This is a genomic window from Vampirovibrionales bacterium, from assembly GCA_016712355.1.
GTDB lineage: Bacteria > Cyanobacteriota > Vampirovibrionia > Vampirovibrionales > Vampirovibrionaceae > JADJRF01.
In genome coordinates, this window is sequence record JADJRF010000005.1 from 2,247,885 (window position 1) to 2,273,425 (window position 25,541).

Sequence of the window (25,541 nt, forward strand, 5' to 3'; positions counted from 1 at the left end):
AGAGACGATTTCCAGAGAGCCGTTCACGAAGACGTCATCCTTTGGGAGCCCTTATTAAGACCCAATCAGTCTTTTTTGGGCTCTTCCACCTTTGTAATGACTTTATCGACCATGCCGTAAGCGACGGCTTCTTCGGCGGACATGATGTAGTCGCGGTCCGTGTCTTTCTCGATTTTCTTGAGCGATTGGCCGGTATTTTCCGCCAGAATCTCATTCAGCAGCTTTTTCATGCGGTTGATTTCCGCAGCCTGAATCTCGATATCGGTTGCCTGACCTTGCGCGCCGCCCAGAGGCTGGTGAATCAGCACGCGCGAATGAGGCAGGGCCATACGCTTGCCTTTTGCTCCGGCCGCCAGCAGAAACGCGCCCATGCTCGCCGCCTGACCCAGACAAATCGTACAGACATCGGAGCGGATGTGCTGAATGGTGTCGTAGATGGCAAAACCGGCCGTCACGCTGCCGCCGGGGCTGTTGATGTACAGCATGATGTCTTTTTCAGGGTTTTCAGAGTCCAGCAGCAGCAATTGCGCCACAATGGCGTTGGCGACGTAATCATCGATCGGCGTCCCCAGAAAAATAATGCGCTCGCGTAACAGGCGCGAGAAAATATCGAAGGATCGCTCGCCGCGGCTCGATTGCTCAATAACAATGGGAACAAAGGCGTGCGCAGGGGGCTGAATCAAGCTGGTCATAGGATCCTCTCTCGTAAAAAACGCGAATGAAGCAGGTTGGCAGGGCGACAAGCAGGCCCTCGACGAGAGCGCCGACGCTAGTCTTCGTCTTCGAGAACTTCAAACTCCTCGTCGTCGCCCAAAGCGGCGGCAGGGGGAGCGGCGGCAATCGCTTTCTCAGGCTGGGCGGGCTCGACGCGGGCCTCTGCGGAGGCTTTCTCGGCAGATGGCTCGCTCTCAGTTTTAGGGGCGGGCCGTTCCGATTTTTTCTCAGGCGCGGCAGGCGGCGACGAGGGCGCGTCTTCTGATGGAGGCGCGTCCACCCATTCAAATTTCGCGCGGTCGCACAGAAGCTCAATAATTTTCTGGCTCAGAATCTGATCGTTAAGCGACTGCGACGCGCCGGGGTTATTGGCAAGCTGACGCATGACGGTTTTTTCGTCAACGTTAGCGTTCATGGACAAATCGCGCACCTGCTCGGCCCACTCTTCTTCGCCTACCACGATATTTTCCTGCTTGGCGACAGCGCCAAATACCAGACTGGTTTTAATCCGCTGGGCGGCTTCAGAACGCAGGTTGTCCCAGACTTTTTCCTGGCCCTGGGCTTCGATAAACTGTTCCCACGAATGCCCCTGACTGCGCAGACGGTTTTTAATCTCGTCCATCAGCAGGCGCGCCTCGCGAGCGACCATCGACTCAGGGATTTCAACATCAGCCTCGCGAACAAGATGCTCAGTCAGCGCTTTTTGCTTGCGGAACTGGTTTTCGCGCTCGGCAGCAGACTCCATCGCTTGCCGCACTTCCTCGCGGAACGCGTCGACGCTCTCGTGCTTACCCATTTTGCGCACCAGATCGTCGTTTAATTCGGGCACGATGCGCTGACGGATGTCGTTGAGCTTGACCTTGAATTCCGCGGGCTTTCCGGCCAAATCAGCATCGTGATACGCCTCAGGGAACGTCACCTGAATGACGAACTCCTCGCCCACGCGATGACCAATCAGTTGCTGGGCGAAGCCATCAATAAAATTGTTATTGGCAAGATCAAGGCGGTAATTACGCGCCGATCCACCTTTGACAGGCTGACCATCGACAGAGCCAGAAAAATCGATGTTGACGATATCAGCGGCTTCCGCAGCGCGGCTGACGACCGGCTCCAGAGAGGCCATGCGCTCCAATAGCGCCTTGATTTCCTTATCCATCGCATCTTGAGGGTGAGCAAAGCGCTCGACAGCCACCTTTAGCGAAGCCAGATCCGGCAATTGGCAGTCCGGTCGCAGTTCCACTTGCGCGCGAATCGAAATACCGGCGGCAAGGTCGAATTTAAACTCTTCGATCTGTGGCGGAGCCACGATATCAAGCTGATGCTCGCTGATAACATCGGCAAAAGCGGGCGGCAGAAGCCGATCCATCGCTTCCTGTTTAATACGGTCGATGCCGACGGTTTTTTCAATCACGCCGCGCGGGGCTTTTCCGCGACGGAAGCCAGGGATATTCATCCGTTGGCTGAGGCGGCGGCACGCCTTGTTGTATTCTTGAGACGCCTGCTCTGGCGGGATTTCGAGGTTGATTTTGGCGAGAAACTTGTCCTGGCGATTGATCTCAGATTTAACCGTCACAGCGCGTCCCATTCCCTTTTTAATTAACGAGGGGTGATTGAAATAAAGGTGGAGCGGGAGACGAGATTCGAACTCGCGACATCTTCCTTGGCAAGGAAGCATTCTACCACTGAATTACTCCCGCAACGGGCTCCTTGATTCCAGTGGCGACTATTCTATAGCGAAGCCAACGACGATTTCAAGAGGAAGCGCTTCAACGACTCGAAGGCCCCCGCGCCGTCTCCGTTCCACAGGGGGGGTTGCGCCGACAGGTTACGCTCCGGGTGCGGCATCAAGCCGACGACGTTTCGCTTCTCGTTGCAAATGCCCGCAATATTTCCCACTGAACCGTTAACGTCTTGCTGATATCGGAAAATCACCTGCCCGTTCGCCTCTAACGCCTGAATGGTCTCGGGCGGCGCGTAGTAATTGCCTTCCGCGTGCGCAATCGGCAAGCGCAGGACCTGACCGGCAGAATACGCGTTGGTAAAGGGCGTGTCAGCGCGGCAAACCTCCACAGCGACGTCCTGGCATTGAAAGCGCAACGAACGGTTTTTGACCAGCGCGCCTGGCAAGAGACCGCACTCGCAGAGAATCTGAAAACCGTTACAAATGCCCAGCACCGGCCCGCCCTTTTCGGCAAACGCGCGCACGCTTCGCAATACGGGCGAAAAGCGCGCCAGCGCGCCGGAGCGCAGATAGTCGCCGTAACTAAATCCGCCGGGCAACAGAACCGCATCGACGCCGCACAAGTCCGTCTCGTCATGCCATAAATATGCGCCTTGCGCGCCCATGGCCTGCGTGACGGCGTCCAGACAGTCCTGCTCGCAATTGGAACCGGGAAAAACGACGATGCCGATCTTCATGACAAGCGCTCGCCAACGAGTGCGGGCGCAGGCGCAATACGGAAATCCGCGTCTTCAATCACCGGATTGGACAGCACTTCGGCGGCGATAGCCGCAGCGTGACGCTCGGCAGCGATCATGGTCGGCGCTTCCAGCGTCAGTTCAAAGCGCTTGCCTGCGCGAAGCGCGCTCACTTCGGCATGGCCATGGGCGCGCAGGGAATTCAAGACGGCGCGACTTTCGGGATTCAAGATGTTTTGGCGACTGGAGATGAAGACTTCGACGTCGTAACGACGCAAAGGGAAGTTCGTCGGGTTTGGAATCGATTGCAGACGCGCGAGCAGCGCCTGATAGGTTTCCACCAGATCGGCAAGATCCTGACGGAAGACGTCTTTGTCCAGCACGCGCGCGGTTTGCGCGTCCCGCAAACGGAAATTATCGGGACTGAGTTCGTCTCCTACCCGCAGCGCGCCTGAAGCGTCGACGCCAAATTCCAGTTTGAAATCGGCGCAGACAATATCGCGGGCCGCGAAATAAGCGATGAACAGCTCATTGGCCTGCAAGGCGCGCCGACGCAGCAGGTCGATCGTGACGCCAGACGGCAGCAAACCGCGCTCGACGATCATGGCTTCGGAAATCTGCGGATCGCCCAGAGCATCGTCTTTAAGGAAAAACTCAACCTGAGGCGCGCTAAACACAACGCCCTCTTGCAGATCAAACCGTTTACGCACGCTGCCGTAAGCGCGATTACGCACAACGACTTCCAGCGGAATCATCGTCAATGAGCGGTATATAAGGGCGTCATCGGCGTTAGTGCGTCCGAGGAAGCACGTCGGAAGACCATTGGCCTCCAGAAACTCAAACAGCATGGCGGAAATCGTTGCGTTCAGCGCGCCTTTACCGGGGAACTCGGCAAATTTTTCGCCGTTGAAGGCCGTCGCCGAATTTTTAAACTGTACGCGCACTTCTTCTCGCTGCGCGCCTTGAAACAGACGCTTGGCCTTACCTTCGCGAATCAGCGCATCAATGGGAGCCGTCATGGCGCGTTCCGCCCTTCTCTAAAATCACACAAGCTAAGCAAACAGGAATCCAAACCAGCCGCCGGAGCCGTCTCGGCTCACACCGAAAGGTGAATCATTAAGATGATCCGGATTTTCAAAAAAACCCTCAAGTTTTTTGGAATCCGGTCGATAATCACTTTAACCGCAACGATTCATCGAGTAAAGCGGCGCAAGGTCGGCTATCCCGCAGAGAATAGCCGACCTTGCGGTATGATGCGCGAGCCTTCGCGTCTTTTCGGGCGCACGCAATTGCCCGGATTCAGGGATTTTGCATGAAGCATCCCTGTATGGCGAGCCCGGCATAAACGAGCCGTCCTCCCCAAAAATCTTTGACTGTATGGATCTCCCATGACACGCGTAACCACCCCGCGCCCCCCTGCTTACGTCCGGGCCATCCCGCCGCGCTTGCGCTTCGGCACAACAGGCGCAGGACCCGTGTTGACTTTTCTGCAAGGAGAGGGGCAGGCGCCAACCTGTAAAGTTGCCAACGCGCGTATAAAAAACCAGAATGAAGAAGCCGCGCCTTCGCCGCCCAATTTCTTTATGGGCTGGATCATGTGGTCCTTTCAAATAGCCGAGCAATTGCTGGGCGCGCCTCCCCCCGTTCAGGAAAAACCCCCGCCGCCATTGACTTTAGAGCGCTTATTAGCTGCGGATAGCCCTATTGCATTCAATGCGACTGTTCTCATCGATGGCGCGCAATGGGATGTGCAATTTCACGGGGCTGCAGCACGCTTTATCCATGAACAATCCTCAACAAGCAAAAGCGCTATCAGCACAACGGGCCTGCATAGCCATCTCTGTATGGTAAAGGGGTTAGGCGGCAAAGGATTGAATATTAAACAATCTCCCGGGGGCCCCCTTGTGTGCAACGCATTGATCCCCGGTTTAGGACCAAAAAAAGAAGGCATTAACCTTCAGCGCGCAGAGCAGCTAAGAGAGCTGGTGCTAGAAGCAGTCGTTTTATACTTCAACCCTGACAAGCCGACCGGACAAAAAACCAACGACCTTTTGACAGAAATTTCCGCCGAGGGGCAGCCTCCCCAGAAATCGGGCGCCTGTCATTACAGCAGTAGAAGAAAATTTTTGTAACAGACATCTAGCGGCGATAACAAATTTATCCTTAATAATGTTTTTATAACCTTATGAGATTGCAAGCCTCGCCATAAACGGGCCGATGTCTCATCTACACTCTTACCGTTTACCTTGCATCACAACGCCCACTCTCAAAGACATTCCCGATTGATCCCCAAGCGATGCTCACGCTGGGCCACCGCGTTGGCATCCCTTCGTTTCAGGAGAGAGCTTTTGCCTATCAACTTACCGGCCGGATCAGGCTCGCTTTGGTAGCAGCTACTTTGGCATTCAGACTCACTTCCTCACCCCACTCTCTTTCAACCGGTTTTCTCACCACTCGCTCGATTCAACCTGCTTTGACGTCCCGGTTCCTCTCCCATTGGGTTCCCCCGCCCCCTCCCGGCAGTCGTCTTCAAAAGCAGGTTTTTCTTTTGGAAATTTAATCGCGGATATAGGTTTTTGGGAGTCTCACGCGCAAGGCGCACATCAGCTCATACTCAATTGCGTCATACCCGACGACGCTCAACGCCTGCGTCCAGTCGCCCAAAGTGATGCGAGGCGACTGGGCGCAGGCGTCTTGCGGGCCCAATAGCGTGACGGTTTCGCCAATTTCGGGCGATTCAAGCGCTGACACGTCGATCATGAGTTGATCCATGGTAATCACGCCCACTTGCGGCACGCGCGCGCCGCGCAGCCATCCTGATATGCGCTGGGAGAGGGCGCGGGGCAGGCCATCGGCGTAGCCCACGGGCAGGGTGGCCAGCAGGCGGACGCCCTCGCGCGGCGCGACAAAATGAGCGCCATAGCTGACGCCTTCCCCAGCGGCGACAGGTTGCAGGTGCGCAATACGGGCCTTCAGCCCCATGGCGGGCGTCAGAGCCAGGCGCTGTAGGACATCAACCAGAGCCGCCTCAGGCAAAAATCCCTGGCTGAAACCGCTGTAACCGTAAAGTCCGAGCCCCAGACGCGCCATCGCGAGTTCAGACGGCCATGTCCCGGGTTCGGTTAAGCGCATCAGCGTCGAGACCGTATTATCGAGATGACATAACGGCGGCAGAGGGCCGCATTGCGCCAGCGTCTGAAAAAATCGGGACTGCTGACGTTCTCGCGCATCCGGGGTTTCAGCGCACGCCAGATGCGAAAATATCCCTTCGAGAATCAGCCCGGGAGTCGCCCGGCAACGACGCACGAAGGCCGGGGCATCTTCCCACGGCGCGCCGATACGGTGCATGCCGGTGTCGATCTTGACATGAACAGCCATGGGCCTGCCAGTCTGCGCGTACGTGCGGCGAACGCCGTCCAGATGACGGTCATCGAATACCGTGAGCCGAATATCTTCTTCCGCCGCCTGGCGCATCGCCCAATCGGGCACGGAGCCGATCACGAGGATGGGCATCGAGAGCCCGGCCCGTCGTAAATGCAAGGCTTCATCGACCGAGGCGACGCCTGCCATGGCCACGCCTGCGGCTTCGAGTACAGGAGCAAGCGTTGCTGCGCCATGGCCGTAAGCATCCGCTTTGACGATCGCCATCATGCCCGCATGAGAAGGCATTGCGGCGCGAAAACCACGCGCGTTACGCTCAATGGCGCTTAAATTTACTTCCAGCCATGCGTCGCGTCGGGTTTGGGCGGGTTGCCCGCGTAAAAATTTCAATCGCGCGTTTCCTGTGAGTCGCTTTTAGCGAAGGGCGGCGTCGCGCCGGGCGAGAAGCCCTTATTTTACGCAGAACCGCTCCTTTATGATAGCCTGTAATAGGCGCGTCTCACGCGATCCGCGCCCGCCCGCTTCCAGCGCTTTTTCGGCGAAAGGCTTCGCGTGACATGACGCTATCTTCAATGACGCCCACCCCGTACGCCTCCAATTTTGACGCGCCTCTTCGCGAAAGAACGCCTCACGTGGCCGTCATCGGCTGCGGTCGCTGGGGCCGCAATCTGGCGCGGAACTTCCACTATCTGGAAGCTCTCGGCGCCTTGTGCGATCTCGACAAAGAGCATTTGCTTGCCGTTGGCAAGGCTTACGAGGGGATTCCCCTCACTTCCAGGCCGGACAAGATTTTCCAGAACCCGGATATCGACGCCGTGGTCATCGCCACACCCAGTCATTCGCATTTCGCGCTGGCCAGCGCAGCGTTACAGGCGGGCAAGCATGTTTACGTCGAAAAACCCATGGCGATTCGCCGCGATGATGCGCAAGCCCTCTGCGAGCTGGCGGATCAGACGGATCGCATCCTGATGGTGGGCCATTTGCTGCTTTATCATCCTGCCGTGACGCGTCTGCGGCAACTGATTGAAGAAGGCTTTCTGGGTGAAATTCGCTATATTCAAAGCGATCGGCTCAATATTAACCCGTGGCGACAAGACGTCAGCGTCCTGTGGGATCTGGCGCCGCATGATTTATCCATGATGGCCTATCTGCTCGGCGCACAGCCGGACCGGATTATTTCGGCGCAAGGCCACCGCACCAGCCCCGATCAGCGCATTGACGTGGCGCACCTGGAACTGGCGTTTCCCGGCGGCGCGGACGGACGGCCCATCGGCGGGCATATTCACGTCAGCTGGATTCATCCGCATAAGCACGTCAAGCTCATCGTGCGCGGCTCTGAGCGGACCGCCGTGCTGGATGACACGCTGGAGAGCGGCAAACTTCAGATTTTCCGCAAAGAGGACGACCCCATTCCGGTCCGCGAATTCGCCGACTATCTGGCTATCGAGCCTTTAAAGCTGGAATGTCAGCATTTTTTAAACTGTGTGCGCGACAATCATCCGCCTCGCACCGACGCCGCTGACGGGTGCGCCATTGTCGGCCTGCTGGAAGCCGCCCACGCCTTAATTTAAAGCTTCTGCCGCTAAAAAGCGCTGATTATTCCGCCAACATGGCCTGAATAATCGGGGCCAATAGCTCAGGATTGGCGGAGCCTTTGGAGCGCTTCATGGCCTGCCCCACGAAGAAGCCCAACAGCTTGTCTTTTCCGGCGCGGTATTGCTCTACCTGCTGCGGATTATCCGCGATCACCGCAGCGACGAGATCGCGCAACGCGCCCGTATCGCTCACCTGAGCCAGTCCCCGGCTTTCAACCAGCACGCGCGGCAAGGCGCCGTCGTTGAGAACGTCGGGGAGTATTTTCTTGGCAATCGCCGAGGAAATAACATTCTCTTCCAGCAGATCCGCCAGCTCGGCCAGGGCTTGCGGCGTCAGGCGGGTATCGGCCAGCGAGCGCCTGTCGGCTTTCAGGGCGGCGGTAATGTCGCCAATCAGCCAGTTGGCGAGCGTTTTATAGCGCGGCGTCAGCGCAGCGGCGGCCTCAAAGCAATCGCCCAGTTCTTTGACGTCCACCAACAGATTTGCGTCGTAAGCGCTCAAACCGAATTCTCCGGTGAGCCGCTCAAAGCGATGATGCGGCAATTCCGGCGAGGCGGCGCGCAGGCGTTCTACCCATTCGCGCGAGACGACCAGCGGGCGCAGGTCTGGTTCGGGGAAATAGCGGTAATCGGCGGAACCCTCCTTGCCTCGCATCGAAAGCGTCACGCCGGTGGCTTCATTCCACAGGCGGGTTTCCTGGATGACGCGTCCCCCGCTTTCAATCAGCTCGATCTGACGCTGGGCTTCATACTCAATGGCGCGTTGCAGGGCGCGCGCGCTGTTCATATTCTTGATCTCGGCCTTGACGCCCAGCGCCTGCTCGCCGAGGGGACGCACGCTCACATTGGCGTCACAGCGCATCGACCCCTCTTCCAGATTGCCGTCGCACACCCCCAGATAGCGCACGATGTTGCGCAGTTGCGTCAAATACTCCCGCGCTTCTTCGCCGGATCGCAGGTCGGGCTCGCTGACAATTTCCAGCAGCGGGGTTCCGGCGCGATTGAGGTCCGACAGGCTGTAATCGGAACCCGACAAGCCATCGGCGCCCGCATGCACCAGCTTGCCGGCATCCTCTTCGAGGTGGGCGCGCAGAATCCGCACCCGGCGCCCGCTGTTCAGCTCCATCCAGCCGTGCTGACACAGGGGCATATCAAACTGCGAAATCTGATACGCTTTCGGTAAATCAGGATAAAAGTAATGCTTGCGATCGAATTTTGAGACTTCCGCAATCTCGCAATGAATCGCCAAGCCCAGCATAATGGCGTATTCCACCGCCTGACGGTTTAAAACCGGCAGCGCGCCTGGATATCCCAGACAGACCGTACAGGTATTGACGTTGGGCGCTTGACCAAACGTCGTCGAATCAGGGCAAAACAGCTTGGAGGCGGTTTTGAGCTGAACGTGTACCTCCAGCCCAATAACGGTTTCGTACGTAGTAGCAGGAGTAACGGCGCTGGCCATGGCAACGGTCTTTCTTGGCTGAATAGGGCTTCAGAGCGTAAGTTCGACAAGTTCTCACGAGCTGGGGTTTATTATAGCCCAAGCGCCGGTTCAGCCGAAGCGGGCGCGCCGCGCAAGCCGCGCAGACGATGCAGCATCTTTTGAGAGGCCTGCTGATACGCTTTCTGCAAAGGCAATATCACCCAGCGGCGCCACAACCGGACAATCGGGTTCTCGTTGCGACGGATCAGGCGTTTCAAGCGTCGAACCGTTTGCGAAATTTCATTGGCCACTTGCGGAACGCGACCACACGCCGTGAAGACCTCCGCAATATCGTCAATATAGCGCAATTTCTGGGCGCGACTGACCTTGAACTTCTCCCAAAAGCGGTCGCCCTCTTCTGCGTATTCCTGAACCGTGTCGCGAATATTGGCCAACTTGTCGCAAGCGGCGATGAGCGTCGCGGTTTGGGGAGCCTCGTAGGCCACGCGTATCAGCTGAGCTCGCTTTTTGGCATTGTAATCTATCGGCGGCGCGCCGTCCGGCGGGTCGTGCGTCGTGCAGTAATCGACCAGCTCGCTGACGACAGGCCCAAAAGCCGCCTGATCAAAACGCTGGCGAATCCGGGCTTTCATCTCCGCGCCGCCTTGATCTTCGATCGCATCGTGCAGCAAGGCTGCAATGTAGGCATCTTCCAGCGTAATATCCACGCGATGGCCGGTGCTTTTCAGCAGAGTGTCCGTCTCTATAACGGAGTGTCCCTTTTGAATAGGCGCAAACGTCAAGACATAAGCCGCGACGGTAAGCAAATGCGCCATATAGGGCGTTTGACGCCCTTTTCGTTTTTGAGACCGGTGCGCTTCCAGCGCAAACGCCATGGCCTGATTCAGCCGCTCGCTATAAAAAGCGTCCGGATTTTCAAGGAAATCCTGCCCAAAGCGCAAAGGTCGGACGGCAGCCGGGCCTTGACTGGGCCATCGTTCATGTCCGCGAACTTCCGGGCGTAAAAGAGAAGATAAAACGCTCATAAAAAACACAAATCATTCAGCGAGCGATTATTTTATTACGAAAATCGCAAGTAACAAATCTCAGCGACGCAGTCCTGTTTTGTGTCTTTACTCTTAACGAGGATTTGATCCCAGGACCCGTTTGACGCTTGGACTTCCTGCGCCATAAAGACCAGAAGTTTTGACGCGTTTACGAACACGCAGATTTTGATCCAATAGTTCTGACGGATCTTCCTCTGCTTGTGGAACAGGGGCAGGACCCATGTCAAGCAGATCCGCTTCAGGAATGGGCGCGGGCTCTATGCGTCTGACGGTGAGCACATCCTCGTTCTCACTTGACCCTCGAAGTGAAAAACTATGCGTATCCCGCTTTTCCAGGAATCCGCCGGGAAATACTTTATGATCCAGTAAATAGGGCGTTTGCACCGCCTGTACCGTCGGCTCCGCAGCCGGCAGGATCAACTGAAGATCATTGGTCACAATAGCGCCAGGCGGAGGACTCACCACCACAATGGGATTGGCGACATTGCCGGTCAGGTTAATCGATGTGCCATTATCGGCCCCAAACGTTTGAATTCGCAGCTGACCGCTCGGCATCAGGACCCGAATCGGGTCATTTTGGGATCCGATACTGGACGAACCGTTATAACCGCTTATTAAAGAAGAGTCGGCCCCCGCAACGAGGTTATAAGCGGCTCCGTTACCATTTAACAGACTCCCATGACTGCCGATCGCCGTATTGCCGGCAGAAAGCTGAATCCCCGCGCTCCCGGCGTTGACCTGCCCCAGATAGCCGCCATGGGTCAGATTAATATAAATGGGCGCGTTGTTGGTTTTAACATCCAACTTGCCCACGCCGCTCAAGTGAATCTTTAAATCATTGTCAGCAGCGCCTACTTGCCCTGAGCCGATAGCGCCGCCGCCTTGAATCCGGAAGTTGGAGTCGGATCCCAGAGTTGCGTTGACGGCGTTCGAGCCCACGGCCGTCCCGTTGTGAACGCGGCCTGTGGTCGAAAGCGTTAATCCGCCAGCCAGGGTCGTCACACCGAGAGTAATATCTCCCTGGGTCAAGGCATCGCCCATGACCAGCGTTCCGGCTGTAATATTCGCTAAATTTGCGGTGGTCAGATTAAATGCGCTGGCAGCATGATCCAGCCCGATGGAGGCCGAGCGATTGCCCGGCGTAATGGCAATCGTCCCGGTGGGCGCGCTCAGGCTGCCATCTAACGTCAGCGCGTCGACTATCAGGCTAATCTCTTTAGCTGACAGGATCTTCCCCGCCCCAACCGTGACATGGCCGCCCGTCAGGACTATCGCGCCGCTGCTTGCATTGGCCGTCATGTTGTCCACACGCGTCTGCGCAGAAAACGCTTTTAAATAGACGCCTCCCTGTGGGGCCGCAGCTTTTAAGGCGCTCGCCCCTGTTCCGGGAGCAACGCCGAGCGCATTCGTGGCGCTACCGATTGAGCCTGACAGGGCCGTCAGATCAATCGCGCCGGTCGTAACCAATTGCGCCGCCGTATCGGCGAGATTCAAGTCGATTATGCCATTTGCTGCGCTCAGCTTGATATCGCCCCCGCCGCCGGTCGCGATATGATCCAGCGTCAGCGCGCCGCTATGGCTTAGCGTGATATTCTGGCCGCCGGTGCTGGTGACCGTCACTGCGCCGGTGCTGATGTTCAGCCCTTGGGCAGTTGAGCCGCCAATCGCGCCCGCGCTCGTCAGCGAGAGCGTCCCGGTGGTCGCGATGTTGTCGCCTGCGTCGTCGAGATCATCGATTGCGCCTGCTGCGCTCAGCTTGATATCGCCCGCGCCGCCGGTGACGATGCGATCCAGCGTCAGTGCGCCGCTATCGACCAGCGTCACGTGATGGCCGCCGGTGCTGGTGACCGTCACGGCGCCGGTGTTGATGTTCAGCCCTTGGGCCGTCGCGCCGCCTATGGCGCCCGCGCTCGTCAGCGAGAGCGTCCCGGTGGTCGCGATGTTATCGCCCACGTCGTCAAGATCGTCAATCGCGCCCGCCGAGCTTAGGGTGACATTCCCCGCGCCGCCGGTGATGATGCGATCCAGCGTCAGTGCGCCGCTATCGACCAGCGTCACGTGATGGCCGCCGGTGCTGGTGACCGTCACGGCGCCGGTGTTGATATTCAGCCCTTGCGCAGTTGAGCCGCCAATCGCGCCCATACTCGTCAACGAGAGCGTCCCGGTGGTCGCGATGTTGTCGCCTACGTCGTCAAGATCATCGATTGCGCCCGCTGCGCTCAACTTGATATCGCCCGCGCCGCCTGTGATGATGCGATCCAGCGTCAGCGCGTCGCTGTCGCTTAACGTCACGTGATGGCCGCCCGTGCTGCTCACCGTCACAGCGCCCGTGTTGATGTTCAGCCCTTGGGCCGTCGCGCCGCCAATCGCGCCCGCGCTTGTGAGCGATAGCGTGCCCGTGGTCGCGATGTTGTCGCCTACGTCGTCAAGATCATCGATTGCGCCCGCTGCGCTCAACTTGATATCGCCCGCGCCGCCTGTGATGATGCGATCCAGCGTCAGCGCGCCGCTGTCGCTTAGCGTCACGTGATGGCCGCCCGTGCTGCTCACCGTCACAGCGCCGGTGTTGATGTTCAGCCCTTGCGCCGTCGCGCCGCCAATCGCGCCCGCGCTTGTGAACGATAGCGTGCCCGTGGTCGCGATGTTGTCGCCTACGTCGTCAAGATCGTCGATCGCGCCTGCTGCGCTCAACTTGATATCGCCCGCGCCGCCGGTGATGATGCGATCCAGCGTCAGCGCGCCGCTGTCGCTTAACGTCACGTGATGGCCGCCGGTGCTGCTCACCGTCACGGCGCCCGTGTTGATGTTGAGCCCTTGCGCCGTCGCGCCGCCTATTGCGCCCGCGCTCGTCAGCGATAACGTGCCCGTGGTCGCGATGTTGTCGCCTACGTCGTCAAGGTCATCAATCGCGCCCGCTGCGGTGAGGCTCACATTACCCGCGCCGCCGGTGATGATGCGATCCAGCGTCAGCGCGCCGCTATCGACCAGCGTCACGTGATGGCCTCCGGTGCTGCTGACCGTCACGGCGCCGGTGTTGATGTTCAGCCCTTGCGTCGTCGCGCCGCCTATGGCGCCCGCGCTCGTCAGCGAGAGCGTCCCGGTGGTCGCGATGTTGTCGCCTACGTCGTCAAGATCATCAATCGCGCCCGCTGCGGTGAGGCTCACATTACCCGCGCCGCCGGTGATGATGCGATCCAGCGTCAGCGCGCCGCTGTCACTTAGCGTCACGTGATGGCCGCCCGTGCTGGTGACCGTCACGGCGCCGGTGTTGATGTTCAGCCCTTGGGCCGTCGCGCCGCCAATCGCGCCCGCGCTGGTCAGCGATAGCGTGCCCGTGGTCGCGATGTTATCGCCTGCGTCGTCAAGATCATCGATTGCGCCCGCTGCGCTCAACTTGATATCGCCCGCGCCGCCGGTGACGATGCGATCCAGGGTCAGCGTCCCCACATCAGTGAGGGTAATCGCGTTTCCGCCAGAACCGGTGATAGTCACCGCGCCCGCATCGATTATCAGGCCGTTCGAGCTTGGCCCGCCAATGACGCCGCCGCTCGACAAAGACAAGTTCGCTGTGGTCGAAATGTGAGGCCCTGCGCCCGTAATACCGCTGAGTCCTGCGACGCTGGCGAGACGGACAGCGCCGGCGCCTGCCTGAATGGCGTCAATTAACAACGAACCGCCGTGATACAGATGCACATCCTGTCCATTGGTCAGAATACTCACCGTTGCGCCGCCGCTGGTGAGAACGCCAACATCGCCCGCCCCGCTCGCGCCCACTACGCCGCTGCCCACGCCGCCGCCGCCCGTAATCGACAGATTTTTGCCGGAAGCGAGCGTTAGATTCACGGTATTGGCGCTATTTAATCCATCGGTAATCGGACCGGAGGCGTTTAAAGTCACATGCGCTCCTGATGCGGATAAATTCGCCGTCCCCAGACGGATTTCCCCGGTGGCGACGTCGCGGCCAAAGGTTATCTGGTTGGCGCTGAGCAGGCCCAATTCGGAGCCGTCAAGCCATACGGCTCCCGGCGCAGCGCTTAAGCCATCGCCCAGATAAAGATCGCCCCCGGAAGCGGCGCTAAGCAGCATCGTTTGCGCCGTAACCGCGTTCGCAACCGTCACATCGCCCAGCGAGTCGAGTGAAAACGTTCCACCAATGGCGATCGTCTCGCCCGCAGCCGCCCCGCCCAACGTCAAGGGGCCGTTGGTTTGCAGAAAGGCGTCGCCCGAGGTTTTTAAAATTAATTGCGAAGCATTCAGCGTCAGCGGCGCGGCTTGCGAGCCCAGATTAGCGCTGGCGGCAGTACGCAGATCCAGCGTGGACAGCGTAGCGCCTGTATTCAGCCATGACTGACTCAGGACCGTCCCGGCCCCATCCCATAAGCGGACCGCTTTCGTTGCATCGGCACTAATGCTGAGACTCGCCGCAGGAAGCGACGCCTGCGCGGCGGCGTTGCGTAAAACGCCCAATTCATCATATCCCGCCGACAATCTTGCGGAAGTCCCCGCGCCGCCGGTATGCGAGACAGCCCCGCTGGCTGTAACATTGCCGTATGCGGATAAAACATCTAGATTTCCGCTGCTGGCAAGCGCGCCTGTGGCAATCGAGCTTCCTGAGGCGAGGGTTTTCAACGTGAGATGATGCGCGCTAACGTCGCTGCCCAACGTGATGGGCGCATTGGCGCCGCTCGCGATCAACGACAGATTATTTGCGGTAATGCCGCTGATATCGAAAAGGCCGCCGACGGCTGAGCTGCTCAGCGTAACATCTGCGCCTGAAGCCAGCGTCAGAATCTTACCGCCTCTTGCCAGCGAAACGCCCGCGCCTGTAATATCGCCGCCGTTCTGAAGATCCAGATGATAACGCCCCGCCAGATTAATATCGCCCAGAATCGTCAGACCGCCTGTTTTGCCCGTATCCCCTACTTGCAGGCTCCCCGCCGTGATACGTCCCAGTTCACTGGCGTTGACATCAAACGGCCCCGCACCCGCGCCGCCGGAAGCCAGCGAGATCGCCACATTGTCATTCGGCTTAAGCGTTACGGCGCCCGTGAAGCCCGCATTCAGCGTAGAGGTTCCATTGAGCGCCACATCACGTGCGGTAATCGCCAACAGGGCGTTTTGCGTCGACACGCTCTTGCCGGTCGCCACGCTCAGCGTACCGCTTCCATCCGCAGTCGCAGAAAATCCGCTGGCAGCCGACACGTTCTCGTTAATGGCAATTGCGCCGTTGTTGCGGGTGATGAAAGACGCTGATCCCGTTCCAGTGAGCGCCACGGCGCCCTGGGTGGCGATCCCTGTTCCCGCGTCCAGCGTCAGGATTGTATTGGCGCCGCTGACCGCGCCCAAGGTCACCGCGCCGGGCGTTTCAAACGCGATGGATTGATTATCCGCCGTAACGGCGCGTCCTGAGCCGGTTATATTGCCGCCATTACGCAGCGTTAAATTAAACCGGTTGCTGGTCGACAGATCGCCCGCCAGCGTTAATCCGCCCGTTTTGGCGGTATCGCCGATCACGAGCGACGCCCCAGACAGGCGCGAGAACTCGCTGGCGTTAATGTCGTATGTCGCCGACCCCGCGCCCGCATCGCCAACCGCCATGTCCACGCCGCTGGCATTGGGCGCAAGCGTCAATACGCCACTACCCGCCTGAATCAGGCTGGCTCCCTGCATCTCCAGACTTCGACTCAGCAGGGTCACAGGACCGTTGATCGACGTGATATCGGCGCCGGTCTGCGCGATCAGGGCGCCCGTTCCATGGGTCGTAATGGCAAGCCCGTTTGTAGCGGAGACGTCATGCGCAAGGGTTACGCTGCCGTTTGCGGCCGTTGTCGCGAGCGACAGCGATCCGATGGTCATATCTGCGCCCGTCAGCACATTTTGGGTATTCTGAACCGTCAGGACGCCGCCGACCTGGGTTTGACCGCCTGCGCCGCCCAGCGTCAGATGACTCCCGCTGTTATTGACGGACGCGTCGCCCAGCGTCTGGAAAGTCAGCGCGTTAATCGTCGAGGCCAGCGTTGAACCCACGTTGATTGTCGCTGCGCTGGCGCTGCGCAGGTCCAGGGAGTTCAGGACAATGGCATTATTGAAGTAAGCATTGCTGAAAACCCCGCCGCCGCCGCTCCAGATGCTGACATCTTTGGCGGCATCGTTTGCAATCGTCACGCCCGCTAGAGAGAGCGCCGCAGAGGCATTTTGAGAAACGCCCAATGCATCATATCCGGCGGATAGTCGCGCCGATGTCCCTGCGCCGCCGCTTTGCGAAAGGGCGCCCGCCAACGTCACGTTGCTGCGAGCGGCAAGAATATCCAGATTCCCGCTGGCGGAAACAGAGCCCCCAAGCAGAATCGCGCTGTTGGCCCCCTGCGTTTGCAGCGTCAGATTCGCGGCCGTGAAAGCAGCCAAAGGCTTACTTGCCGCTGAAAAATCGAGCCCCGTGTTATCGGCCGCGGTCCTGAAAAGCAGGTTATTAAACGTAAAACTGCGGTTAAACAGGCTGGTCGTGTTGAACACGCTCCCCCCGCCCGTGAAAACCGACAGATTTTTGGTCGCGCCGCTGGCAATCGTCGACCCAGCGCCCAGCGACAAAGCCGCAGCGGCGTTATACAGCGTCAGTCCATCGGCGCTATGCCCCGCATTCAGGCGCACGGTACTGCCGCCCACACCGTTATGGATGAAAGTCCCGGTAATGCTCAGGTCGCTTTGCAGCGCATCCATCAGCACATTCACATTGCCGGTTCCAAACGACGTCAAGGCGCCAATCTGCACCGGACTGGCCAGCCCTTCGGTTGAAATCGTCGTTCCGCCGGTCGAACTCAAGCTGCTCAGGCTGATACCGCTATTATCGCCCGTCGCGCCAAATGTCGTTCCACCATTGGCGGTGACGTTGCGCAGCGAGATGGCCCGGTTATCGCCCGCTGTCGTCCAGCTCATCGACGAACTGACGGCGTTGACGTCAATCCACTTGGCGCCCGTATTGAAAAAACGATCGCTTGCCGTCAAGCCGGGCGTGGTTCCGGCGACGCCTGCATTGATGAGCGACAGGTTATAGCGCGAACTCAGATCAAAATCCCCCGCAATGGTGATTCCGCCGGTGTTGGACGTGGTTCCGACGGTCAGTTGCCCAGAGGTAATGGCATTCATCTCATTGATAGAAATGTTCAAGTCGCTCAGCGCCGTCTCACTCGCCCCAGACGCCAGACTACTGGCCAAAGTAACGGGACGCGCCGCACTGGCCGGTAAAATTGTCACCGTTGCCGTTCCAGCGTTAATGACGCCATCCAGATCAACCTGATTGCCTTGCAGGGTCAGATTTCTGTTATTGGTCGTAATGGTCCCCGCGGTCTGGCGAATACCTGTATAACTGCCTACCGTTCCCGTATTGATGAGCGTCAAAGGACTATTGACCGTCACATCGCCCGATATTGTCAGTCCATTGGTATAACTTGTACTGCCAATAACGATCGTACCGGCGCTGAGATAGGCGAATTCGGGATTGCTCACCCCCAAAGTTCCGCCCGGAGACGAAAGCCCGCCCAAATTAAACAGCCGGGTCGTATCTCGCGCAACGAACGTCATTATGCCGGTTCCGACGTCCAGCGCGCTGTTAATGGCGACATCATTGGCGCGCACCGTCAGGTTTTTATTCGCCAGCGTAATCGGACTGGAAGCGTTTACTGTAATGAGATTACGGGCGTACAACGACAAATTGGCGGCATTCGTATTAGTCGCTCCGATAATGGTAAACGTGCCGGTATTATCGTTACCGATCGTCACCGTGCCGGTGGTCAGTAACGCCAGCTCAGGATTACTGACGCGCATGGCCGCTCCCGGCTCGGCATCAGCGGTACTGACGCCGCCGCCCACCTCGATATTGCGCGCCGCTTGCGCCGTATAAAAATTCACGTTCCCCACCCCGGCGCCGGTGTCTAATGTCGCGTTGAGATCCAGCGTCTGGGAGTACAGGCTAATACTTTTACCCGAAGAGACTGACAGCGCGGATCCAGTGTTAATAATGGTCGAGCCGTTGCTGGCAATCGACAGGTTGCGGTTACCAAAGCCGTAAGGCGTCGTGACCGTGGTGGCGCCCGTCGATGTCGTATTGCCCAGCGTGAGCGTGCCCGTATTGGTGAGCAAGGCCAATTCCGCATCAGAAATCAGGAGGTTACCGCCGGGCTCGACATCGCCCAGCAGGGCGGGGCCGCCGATTTGCGTAGCTCGCGCGGCGCCGGAAGCGCTCAATGTGATATTGCCGGCGCCCACGTTAATAGCGTCGTTAATATCAATGCTATCCGCCTGAAGAATCAGCGATTTTGAGCCAGTGAGCGTGATCGTAACGCCGCTGGGCTGCGTGATGCTGGCGCTGTTGTAAAGATTAAGATCAAATCCGCGATTGATGGATCCTGAAATGCTAAGACCGCCGGTCGTGGTCGTTTGTCCGATATTCAGGCTGCCGGTGGTGGATAAGAGCGCCAGTTCGGCAGCATTCACCGAAAGCAGCGCAGGTTCGGCGTCCGTGATGGCGCCGGCGGCGTTTAGCTCGATCGCGCGGGTCAGCGTCGTGGGGCGAATGTACAGCGCCCCGCTGCCGATGCTGATAGTGTCATTAATATCCACCGTATTGGCAGTAATCACCAACTGGCGATTCGTAGTAGAAATCGGCGCGCCCACATTGGAAACAAAGCTTCCCAGTGTTCTGAATTCCAGTTGACGCCCGCTTGAGAAGGTTCCTACCGCGGTAATCCCCGCCGTATGCGTCGTGCTGCCGAAGATGGTGTTGTAGTTTACCGCCGTAATCCGATCTAACTCCTGATCGGAGATCCACAGCGCACTGCCAGGCTCTGCATCAGCCAGCGACGATCCGCCGCCAACTTCGATAGGACGGGAGACCTGGCTGGTGAGAAAGGCGATAGGGCCTGTCCCGGGGTTCAGCGTTCCGTCCAGATCTATCGTCGGCGCGCTCAGAGTAAGCGTACTACTGCCGCTGGCCGCTATCGATCCTGCCCCCGTAATCGTCAGAATCCCGACGCCGTTGGTTGCAGCGCCGGTGAGGTTGGCGTCGGCATTGAAGGTATTGGCCCCGCTGTTGACGACCGCGGCATTCAGCGTCAAATCGTTACTCGCACTGGCCGTTAACGCGCCGGATCCATTGCTGATATCACCATCGATTGAGACGTTGGTTCCGGCCAGCGTTAACGCGCCGGTTCCCGGTTTGGTGATACCGCCCAGACTGGTAATCGATAAATCACCGACCCCGTTGCTGGCGGCGCCGGTCAGATTGGCGTCCGCCGTCAAGGATACGGCCCCATTAGCGGCTATCGCCAGCAGGGTATTCAGGGTGAGATGATTACTGGCGTTAATGCCCACGTTACCCGCGCCAAAGGAGGAGAACGTCCCGTCCAACGTCACGTTGGCCCCATTCAGCGTCAGAGTCCCGGTCCCTGGCTTGGAAATAACGCCGGCTGCGGTGATCTGCAAATCGCCAACCCCATTGCTCGCCGCGCCGGCCAGATTGGCGTCAGCGGTCAGCGAAATACCGGCATTGGCGGCGACGCTCAAAGTATTGTTGAGGGTGAGATGATTGCTGGCATTCATCGTCACGGAACCGGAGCCCAGCGTCATCGCGCCATCCAGGGTGATATTGCTTCCCGTCAGCGTCATCGCGCCAGAACCCAGCTTGGTGATGCTGCCATCGTTTCGCAGATAAATATTGCCCACGCCGTTACTGGCGCTGCCATTGGCCGCATCGGCCGTCAGGGTAAGAGTGGAAGCGGTGGCATTCGTGCCAACGGTTAAGGCGTTGTAGATATTGATGTCATTATTGGCCGACAGCGTAAAACTGGTCGTCGCAGGCAGATCAAAGGCATCGACAATCGTAATATCATTGGTCGCCTGCAAGTTAACCGTGGCAAATCCGCTAAAAAATGACGGATCAAACGCAGAATCTGCTCCCGGATTAACGGTATAAGCCACTGTCCCGCCACCGGGGTTGCTCCCGCCATTCTGAATTACGATATTCACCGGATCAATCAGGAGGGAGCCTGCCGTACCGCCCGGCGCCTCGCCTCGCGCAAGCCCCTCGTAAATCACGGTGTTTTGCGCGCTGACTTCCGCAAACCCACCGTCGCCATGGCGTCGTCCGCCACGAACATCGATCAGCGCGTCGCGTTGAAAAAGCGTATCGACATCCGACCAGATGCGCACGCTACCCGCCGAACCCGACTCGCCCACCGCCGCAACCGAGGTGACGCCGCCCGACTCCAGACGCGTTTGCTGACGAGAGGCAATGTCAATCGAGCCGCCCGCGCCGTCTTCGGCCGCTGTTGCCAATACCTGACCGGAAGAAGTGATTGCGTCACCCTGAATCGACACATCTCCCGCCGTCGCCTGCTCTGTCGCCGCGCTGGCGTCAATGACGCCCGTATTTACCACCAACGCCGATCGATCTTCGCTGGCGGCCTGCAAGGCGATTTGTCCCTGGCCGTTGCGAGTGATCGACTGCGCCTGAATCACGCCGGTATTGTTAATCGCGCGGGCATAAAGCTGCCTGGATAAATCTGCCTGAAGTCGCACCAGGCCGTCGTTGGCCGCAATCGTGCCCGCATTGCGGATAGCGTCCTGATAGCCTTCAACCTTGCCGCTGAGAGCCTTGTCGACGCGCACCTGTACCGCCACGCCGTCCGGCGTACGCATGGCAATCTCATCTCCGACGGCAATCTGGACGCTGCCGCCGGGCGCATGGATATTGCCCGTATTGGCCACCGCCGGGCCATTCAGAACAACATAGCCGCCGGGAGCCGCCTCAATGTGGCCTTCGTTCCTCAACGCCGCCGCCAATTGCGCCGGATCGCGGCGAAACGTATAGTCGCGCGCCATGAAGTCCTGCGGCTTCATTGACAGGGTGGACAACACCAGCGATCCCACGTTGAGCCGGGCCATGGGACCAATCTCAATTCCGGCGGGATTCACGAGAAACACATGACCGTTGGCGTTCATCGCGCCCAGAATACGAGACGTTTGACCGCCGATCACGTAATTCAACAGGCTGCCTTGCGGCAGCGACAGAAAGAAATTAACCCGTTCGTGGGCAGCGATATCAAATTGCTGATAACGGACGATCGACTGAAGCGAACGACTGGTAATGTTCAGCGTATTGGCGTCTGGCTGATCAAACTGCACGTCGCCGGATTCCACAGCATACCCAGTCGGTAACGCCATGGCGGAAGGTGAATTGAGAAACGGAACCGAAAATAATAGCATCCCAGCCAACACAGCAGACAGCCAACGCCCCGACGGGGACGCGGACCGCTTAGAACCGTTATGGCAAAACGCTCGTGTCATGGATTTTACCGGGACCTCACCGGAAAAGTCGTTTCTTCCATCGTGGCAGAGGCGTTGAGCGAGCAAAACCTCCTGTTAACGCAAGCCTTACTCCTTCAATTGCAGGATTTTTCGCCTTCCTCCTGAAGACGCAGGATCCCGCCCGGAGCGTGGAAACGTACAATTCCGTATGATTCTTATCGACTATTTTTATAGGGACTTGAATTTATTCGACCCTAAAATCAGACGAACAGGTGGGCAGGAATGGGGCGAGCGGACTGGCAACACGATTCCAGGGCCGGGAGGCTGGCGCCGCTGCGCTTTTCGCGCATCTCAAATCTGCGGGCCATCTGCGTTTTACTGGCCAGCGCCTGGCTGCTGAACCCGCTGAATACCCCTGCCAGCGCAGAATCGCCGCCGCCATCTTCTGCTACGCCCGCTTTGGGCGATCTGATTCAGACGCTGCGCCAGGACCCGCGCTCGCCTCTAACGCATCCCCAAGCCGAAAAACCCGCCAGTCTGGCGGCCCCCGTGGAAGCGCCCGTTTCCCAATCAGATACGGTCACCCCGGAGGCGTCCCCGATCACCGAAGACACGCCGTTTTTTGTTCAAAGCGTCTCCGTGGAAGGCGTCTCTGCCTTAAACCGTAAAGAGCTCGCGCGCCGGCTGGCTCCGTTTCAAGAAAGCAACGTCACGTTTCGACAATTGAAAGCTCTGGCGGACTCCCTGACGGCGCTGTATCACGAGCAGGGCTTTGTCACGAGCCAGGTCGTCTTGCCGCCTCAAACGCTGGAAGGACATAGCGTTCAGCTTCAGGCAATCGAAGGACGTCTGGGCGACGTCCAACTCGAGATGGACCCCGCGCATCCGCTGGTCGGCCGTCGCGCGATCGCGCCGCGCTTGAATCTGGATCGAAACGATATCTTCAATCTGCGGGCGATTCGCTCACAACTCAATACGATTAACGAGCATCCCGACATGAAAGTCGGCGCCACGATCCGGGCCTCGCAAACCCCCGGCGCAACAGATCTGACGCTCACGGCCAAGACGCGTTTTCCGCTGCACATATCGCCGTCACTGGATAACATGGGACGCGAGACCATTGGCGATCTACGCGTTGGTCTGACGGCGCAAGACACCAACTTATTGGGGTTTGGCGATCAATTGAGCAGCAGTCTGGTCTGGACCCGTCGATCGTTTGGCCATTTCTCGCGCTACCGCCTCCCCGTCGGCGCGTATGGCGCCGAGGTCGGTTTTGATTTCGGGCGCAGCGCCCTGCGACTGGGCAACAATCTGACGAAATACGAGATCAGCGGCCATTCGACAACGTATTCGATCAATCTGACGCAGCCTCTCTACCGCGGAGACTGGCTCAAAATCACAGGGAGCCAGTCGCTTGATATTAAAAATATGGAAACCGCCCTGCACAATCAGCCTCTATACGCGGATAATATCCGCGTATGGCAATCCGGGCTGGACATTGAACAATGGGACCGTCTGGGACGAACAATTTTGCATCAGGAAATCGGCGTGGGCCTGCCGATTTTTCGAGCCACAGACGGCGGCAGTCGAATGGCCAGCCGACGAAACGCCGGAAGCCGATTTTTTCGCTACGCCGGACAACTGATGCGCATCCACCGCCTGCCACTGAAGGCCATTGCCGTGCTGCGACTCAATTATCAGGTGAGCCCCGACCGGCTGGTTTCTTCTGAACAGATGCAACTCGGCGGCGCGTACTCCGTGCGAGGATACCGGGAGGGATCGCAAATCGGCGACGCCGGGCTGTCGTTCAATGCAGAGTACTACCTGCCGTTGTCCGCGTTTTTAGGACGCGCGCAAACAACGGGCGGGGCTAACGGCGAAACAATCCTGCGCCCCCCGCACCCTCTTGCAGATGCGATCCAGTTGGTTGCCTTCAGCGATTTCGGCGCGAGCTGGACCAATCGGCCGCTGGCCAACGGAGACAAGTCTGAATACATGGCCGCCAGCGGCCTTGGCGTTCGCGCCCGTCTCAGCGAACGGCTGACCGGACGACTCGATCTCGCGCTCCCGCTGCTGCGCTATCGGCTCGACTCTCAGCGGCTGCGCGTTCATTTTGGGCTGCAAAGCGCCCTGTTTTAGCCCGCCCATACGCGTCGTCGTCAGAAAATCAGGTTTTAAATCGGGCAATTAAAGACTGTGCAGTTCTTCTGGTCGAATCAGTCCGGTAGTAATGGCTTTCACGGCGGCCTGTACGCGATCATGGACCGCCAGTTTCTGCAAGATAGCGCTAACCTGGAACTTCACGGTGTGAACGCTGACGAATAACTGATTGGCGATTTCCTGATTATTTTTGCCTTCGGTCAGTAGTCGCAACACTTCTCGCTCTCGCGCGCCCAGAGAGGGCGACGCGCCTTCCTCGGCAGGCTTGACAGATGCCGCGTCCAGGGTTTCGCCAGAACGAGGGGCTTTTTCAGAAAACACCGACAGCGCAACCGTCGCAATCGCCGGGTCGAGCCAAGCCGCCCCATCCATCACCGAACGAATGACTTCTACGAGGCGCTCGGTGGGAATCCCCTTGAGACAATAGGCGTTAGCGCCCGCGCCCAGAGCGGCCATCACCGTCTCTTGGGACTCGTGAGAAGTCAGCATAATCACTTTTAATTGCGGCATTTCGGCTTTGAGCAGGCGCGTGGCTTCAATACCGCTCATATCCGGCAATGTCACGTCCATTAAAGCAATATCGGGCTCGTGACGCCGAATGGCCTCGATTCCGTCATTCGCAGTGCCTGCCTGCGCCAGCACGTCCATATCGGGCAAGGCGTCCAGATAAGCGGAGACGCCCATGCGGATCAGCTCGTAATCATCCGTAAACACAATGCGAATGGGACGCTTGGCGTCAGGCATGGCAAGATCCCTTTTGACCCTGCAAAAAAGCGGGTCTGATCGACGGCAACAAATTACAGTATCTAACGAAGGCTCTGAACGCTCGGGCCATCATAGCACGCGCTCGCCGTTTCCGAACGCTCTGTCTGCAAACGCCGCGCCCGCCAAAAGCGACGCTCAGCCCATCGGACGACAGGCTGAGCGCGCATTCTCCCTTGGTTGAAACCGTGGGAGAAGATTAAGAGATGTTAATAGCCTTGCCCTGATGACGCTCAAACAGCGCCTTCAATTCAGGAACCATCTCTTCGGAAGCCTGGACGGCGACCATCATGTTGCCTTCCTGCTTCAAGGCGTCTTCGTACACTTTGGCTTCATGCTCAGGCACGCCCAAGCCAATCAGACCGCCCAACAGACCACCCGCGCTAGCGCCAGCAGCCGTTCCGGCCAGAGCGCCAACCAGCGGACCCGCCGCCAACAAGCCCACGCCGGGCAGCAGGACGGAACCAACCAGCGTCAGGCCGCCGATAATCGCCCCAATAGCCGCGCCGCTCAGACCGCCGATAGTGGCGCCCTCAGGGGCTTTATTGCCATCTTTGACGTTGATCTTGTTGCCAGTATTTTCGGACATCAGAATGCTGATTTGGTCAGCAGGAACGTGCCGCTGCTGAAGCTCTTGATAAAGAGAATTCAACACATCTTCCGAAAAAATACCGGCAATATTTTTGGTTTTAACAGGCGTTTGCATGGTCATGATAACAG

The 25,541-nt window shown here is 58.4% G+C and carries 13 protein-coding genes and 1 tRNA gene; 3 read left to right on the top strand and 11 right to left on the bottom strand.

What is annotated here, in order from left to right; all coding sequences use genetic code 11:
- Positions 1–65: 65 nt before the first annotated feature.
- From clpP to IPK79_11825, 5 genes are all read right to left on the bottom strand, one after another.
- The gene (gene clpP, locus IPK79_11805; protein MBK8191121.1) at positions 66–692 is read right to left on the bottom strand and encodes an ATP-dependent Clp endopeptidase proteolytic subunit ClpP; all 627 of its coding nucleotides are present in this window, start codon (positions 690–692) and stop codon (positions 66–68) included.
- 77 nt (positions 693–769) lie between these two features.
- On the bottom strand, positions 770–2,287 hold the full coding sequence (gene tig / locus IPK79_11810; GenBank protein ID MBK8191122.1) for a trigger factor: 1,518 nt from the start codon (positions 2,285–2,287) through the stop codon (positions 770–772).
- A 49-nt stretch (positions 2,288–2,336) separates the two neighbouring features.
- Positions 2,337–2,411 (bottom strand) — tRNA-Gly (locus IPK79_11815).
- A gap of 31 nt (positions 2,412–2,442) precedes the next feature.
- Complete coding sequence (gene purQ, locus IPK79_11820) at positions 2,443–3,132, bottom strand: phosphoribosylformylglycinamidine synthase subunit PurQ (protein MBK8191123.1); 690 nt, start codon at positions 3,130–3,132, stop codon at positions 2,443–2,445.
- A complete protein-coding gene (locus IPK79_11825; GenBank protein ID MBK8191124.1) occupies positions 3,129–4,151 on the bottom strand; it encodes a phosphoribosylaminoimidazolesuccinocarboxamide synthase in 1,023 nt (340 codons plus the stop codon). Before IPK79_11825 ends, purQ begins: the two co-directional genes overlap by 4 nt.
- 456 nt (positions 4,152–4,607) lie before the next feature.
- Between IPK79_11825 and IPK79_11830 the strand changes: the two genes are divergently transcribed.
- Positions 4,608–5,264 carry a hypothetical protein gene (locus IPK79_11830; GenBank protein ID MBK8191125.1) on the top strand — a complete coding sequence of 219 codons (657 nt, stop codon included), beginning with the start codon at positions 4,608–4,610 and terminating at the stop codon, positions 5,262–5,264.
- Between the two features lie 424 nt (positions 5,265–5,688).
- Here IPK79_11830 and alr read toward each other — a convergent pair whose 3' ends face one another.
- The gene (gene alr, locus IPK79_11835) at positions 5,689–6,903 is read right to left on the bottom strand and encodes an alanine racemase (protein MBK8191126.1); all 1,215 of its coding nucleotides are present in this window, start codon (positions 6,901–6,903) and stop codon (positions 5,689–5,691) included.
- Positions 6,904–7,070: 167 nt separating this feature from the next.
- Here alr and IPK79_11840 point away from each other — a divergent pair, with 167 nt between their 5' ends.
- Positions 7,071–8,084, top strand: a complete 1,014-nt coding sequence (locus tag IPK79_11840) for a Gfo/Idh/MocA family oxidoreductase (GenBank protein ID MBK8191127.1) — start codon at positions 7,071–7,073, stop codon at positions 8,082–8,084.
- A 25-nt stretch (positions 8,085–8,109) separates the two neighbouring features.
- Here the strand turns inward: IPK79_11840 and gatB are convergent, their stop codons facing one another.
- The 3 genes from gatB to IPK79_11855 all read right to left on the bottom strand — a co-directional run bounded on the left by gatB (position 8,110) and on the right by IPK79_11855 (position 21,815).
- Positions 8,110–9,570: an Asp-tRNA(Asn)/Glu-tRNA(Gln) amidotransferase subunit GatB gene (gatB, locus tag IPK79_11845; protein ID MBK8191128.1), complete on the bottom strand. Its 1,461-nt coding sequence runs from the start codon at positions 9,568–9,570 to the stop codon at positions 8,110–8,112.
- A 71-nt stretch (positions 9,571–9,641) separates the two neighbouring features.
- A complete protein-coding gene (locus IPK79_11850) occupies positions 9,642–10,577 on the bottom strand; it encodes an HD domain-containing protein (GenBank protein ID MBK8191129.1) in 936 nt (311 codons plus the stop codon).
- A 93-nt stretch (positions 10,578–10,670) separates the two neighbouring features.
- A complete protein-coding gene (locus IPK79_11855; GenBank protein ID MBK8191130.1) occupies positions 10,671–21,815 on the bottom strand; it encodes a filamentous hemagglutinin N-terminal domain-containing protein in 11,145 nt (3,714 codons plus the stop codon).
- Positions 21,816–22,181: 366 nt separating this feature from the next.
- On the opposite strand from IPK79_11855, the gene IPK79_11860 reads away from it, so the two are divergent.
- On the top strand, positions 22,182–24,038 hold the full coding sequence (locus tag IPK79_11860; GenBank protein MBK8191131.1) for a ShlB/FhaC/HecB family hemolysin secretion/activation protein: 1,857 nt from the start codon (positions 22,182–22,184) through the stop codon (positions 24,036–24,038).
- A 48-nt stretch (positions 24,039–24,086) separates the two neighbouring features.
- On the opposite strand, the gene IPK79_11865 is transcribed toward IPK79_11860, so the two are convergent.
- Positions 24,087–24,803 (bottom strand): response regulator transcription factor, encoded by a 717-nt coding sequence (locus IPK79_11865; protein MBK8191132.1) that lies wholly within the window; start codon positions 24,801–24,803, stop codon positions 24,087–24,089.
- Positions 24,804–25,020: 217 nt separating this feature from the next.
- The gene (locus IPK79_11870) at positions 25,021–25,533 is read right to left on the bottom strand and encodes a hypothetical protein (GenBank protein ID MBK8191133.1); all 513 of its coding nucleotides are present in this window, start codon (positions 25,531–25,533) and stop codon (positions 25,021–25,023) included.
- Between the last annotated feature and the right edge of the window lie 8 nt (positions 25,534–25,541).

What these genes read in the sequence shown, in the direction of transcription:
- IPK79_11850 (MBK8191129.1), bottom strand. Translation starts at nt 10,577, where the DNA reads ATGAGCGTTTTATCTTCTCTTTTACGCCCGGAAGTTCGCGGACATGAA.
- clpP (MBK8191121.1), bottom strand. Translation starts at nt 692, where the DNA reads ATGACCAGCTTGATTCAGCCCCCTGCGCACGCCTTTGTTCCCATTGTT.
- IPK79_11860 (MBK8191131.1), top strand. Translation starts at nt 22,182, where the DNA reads ATGGGGCGAGCGGACTGGCAACACGATTCCAGGGCCGGGAGGCTGGCG.
- gatB (MBK8191128.1), bottom strand. Translation starts at nt 9,570, where the DNA reads ATGGCCAGCGCCGTTACTCCTGCTACTACGTACGAAACCGTTATTGGG.
- IPK79_11870 (MBK8191133.1), bottom strand. Translation starts at nt 25,533, where the DNA reads ATGACCATGCAAACGCCTGTTAAAACCAAAAATATTGCCGGTATTTTT.
- IPK79_11865 (MBK8191132.1), bottom strand. Translation starts at nt 24,803, where the DNA reads ATGCCTGACGCCAAGCGTCCCATTCGCATTGTGTTTACGGATGATTAC.
- IPK79_11840 (MBK8191127.1), top strand. Translation starts at nt 7,071, where the DNA reads ATGACGCTATCTTCAATGACGCCCACCCCGTACGCCTCCAATTTTGAC.
- IPK79_11855 (MBK8191130.1), bottom strand. Translation starts at nt 21,815, where the DNA reads ATGGCGTTACCGACTGGGTATGCTGTGGAATCCGGCGACGTGCAGTTT.
- IPK79_11825 (MBK8191124.1), bottom strand. Translation starts at nt 4,151, where the DNA reads ATGACGGCTCCCATTGATGCGCTGATTCGCGAAGGTAAGGCCAAGCGT.
- purQ (MBK8191123.1), bottom strand. Translation starts at nt 3,132, where the DNA reads ATGAAGATCGGCATCGTCGTTTTTCCCGGTTCCAATTGCGAGCAGGAC.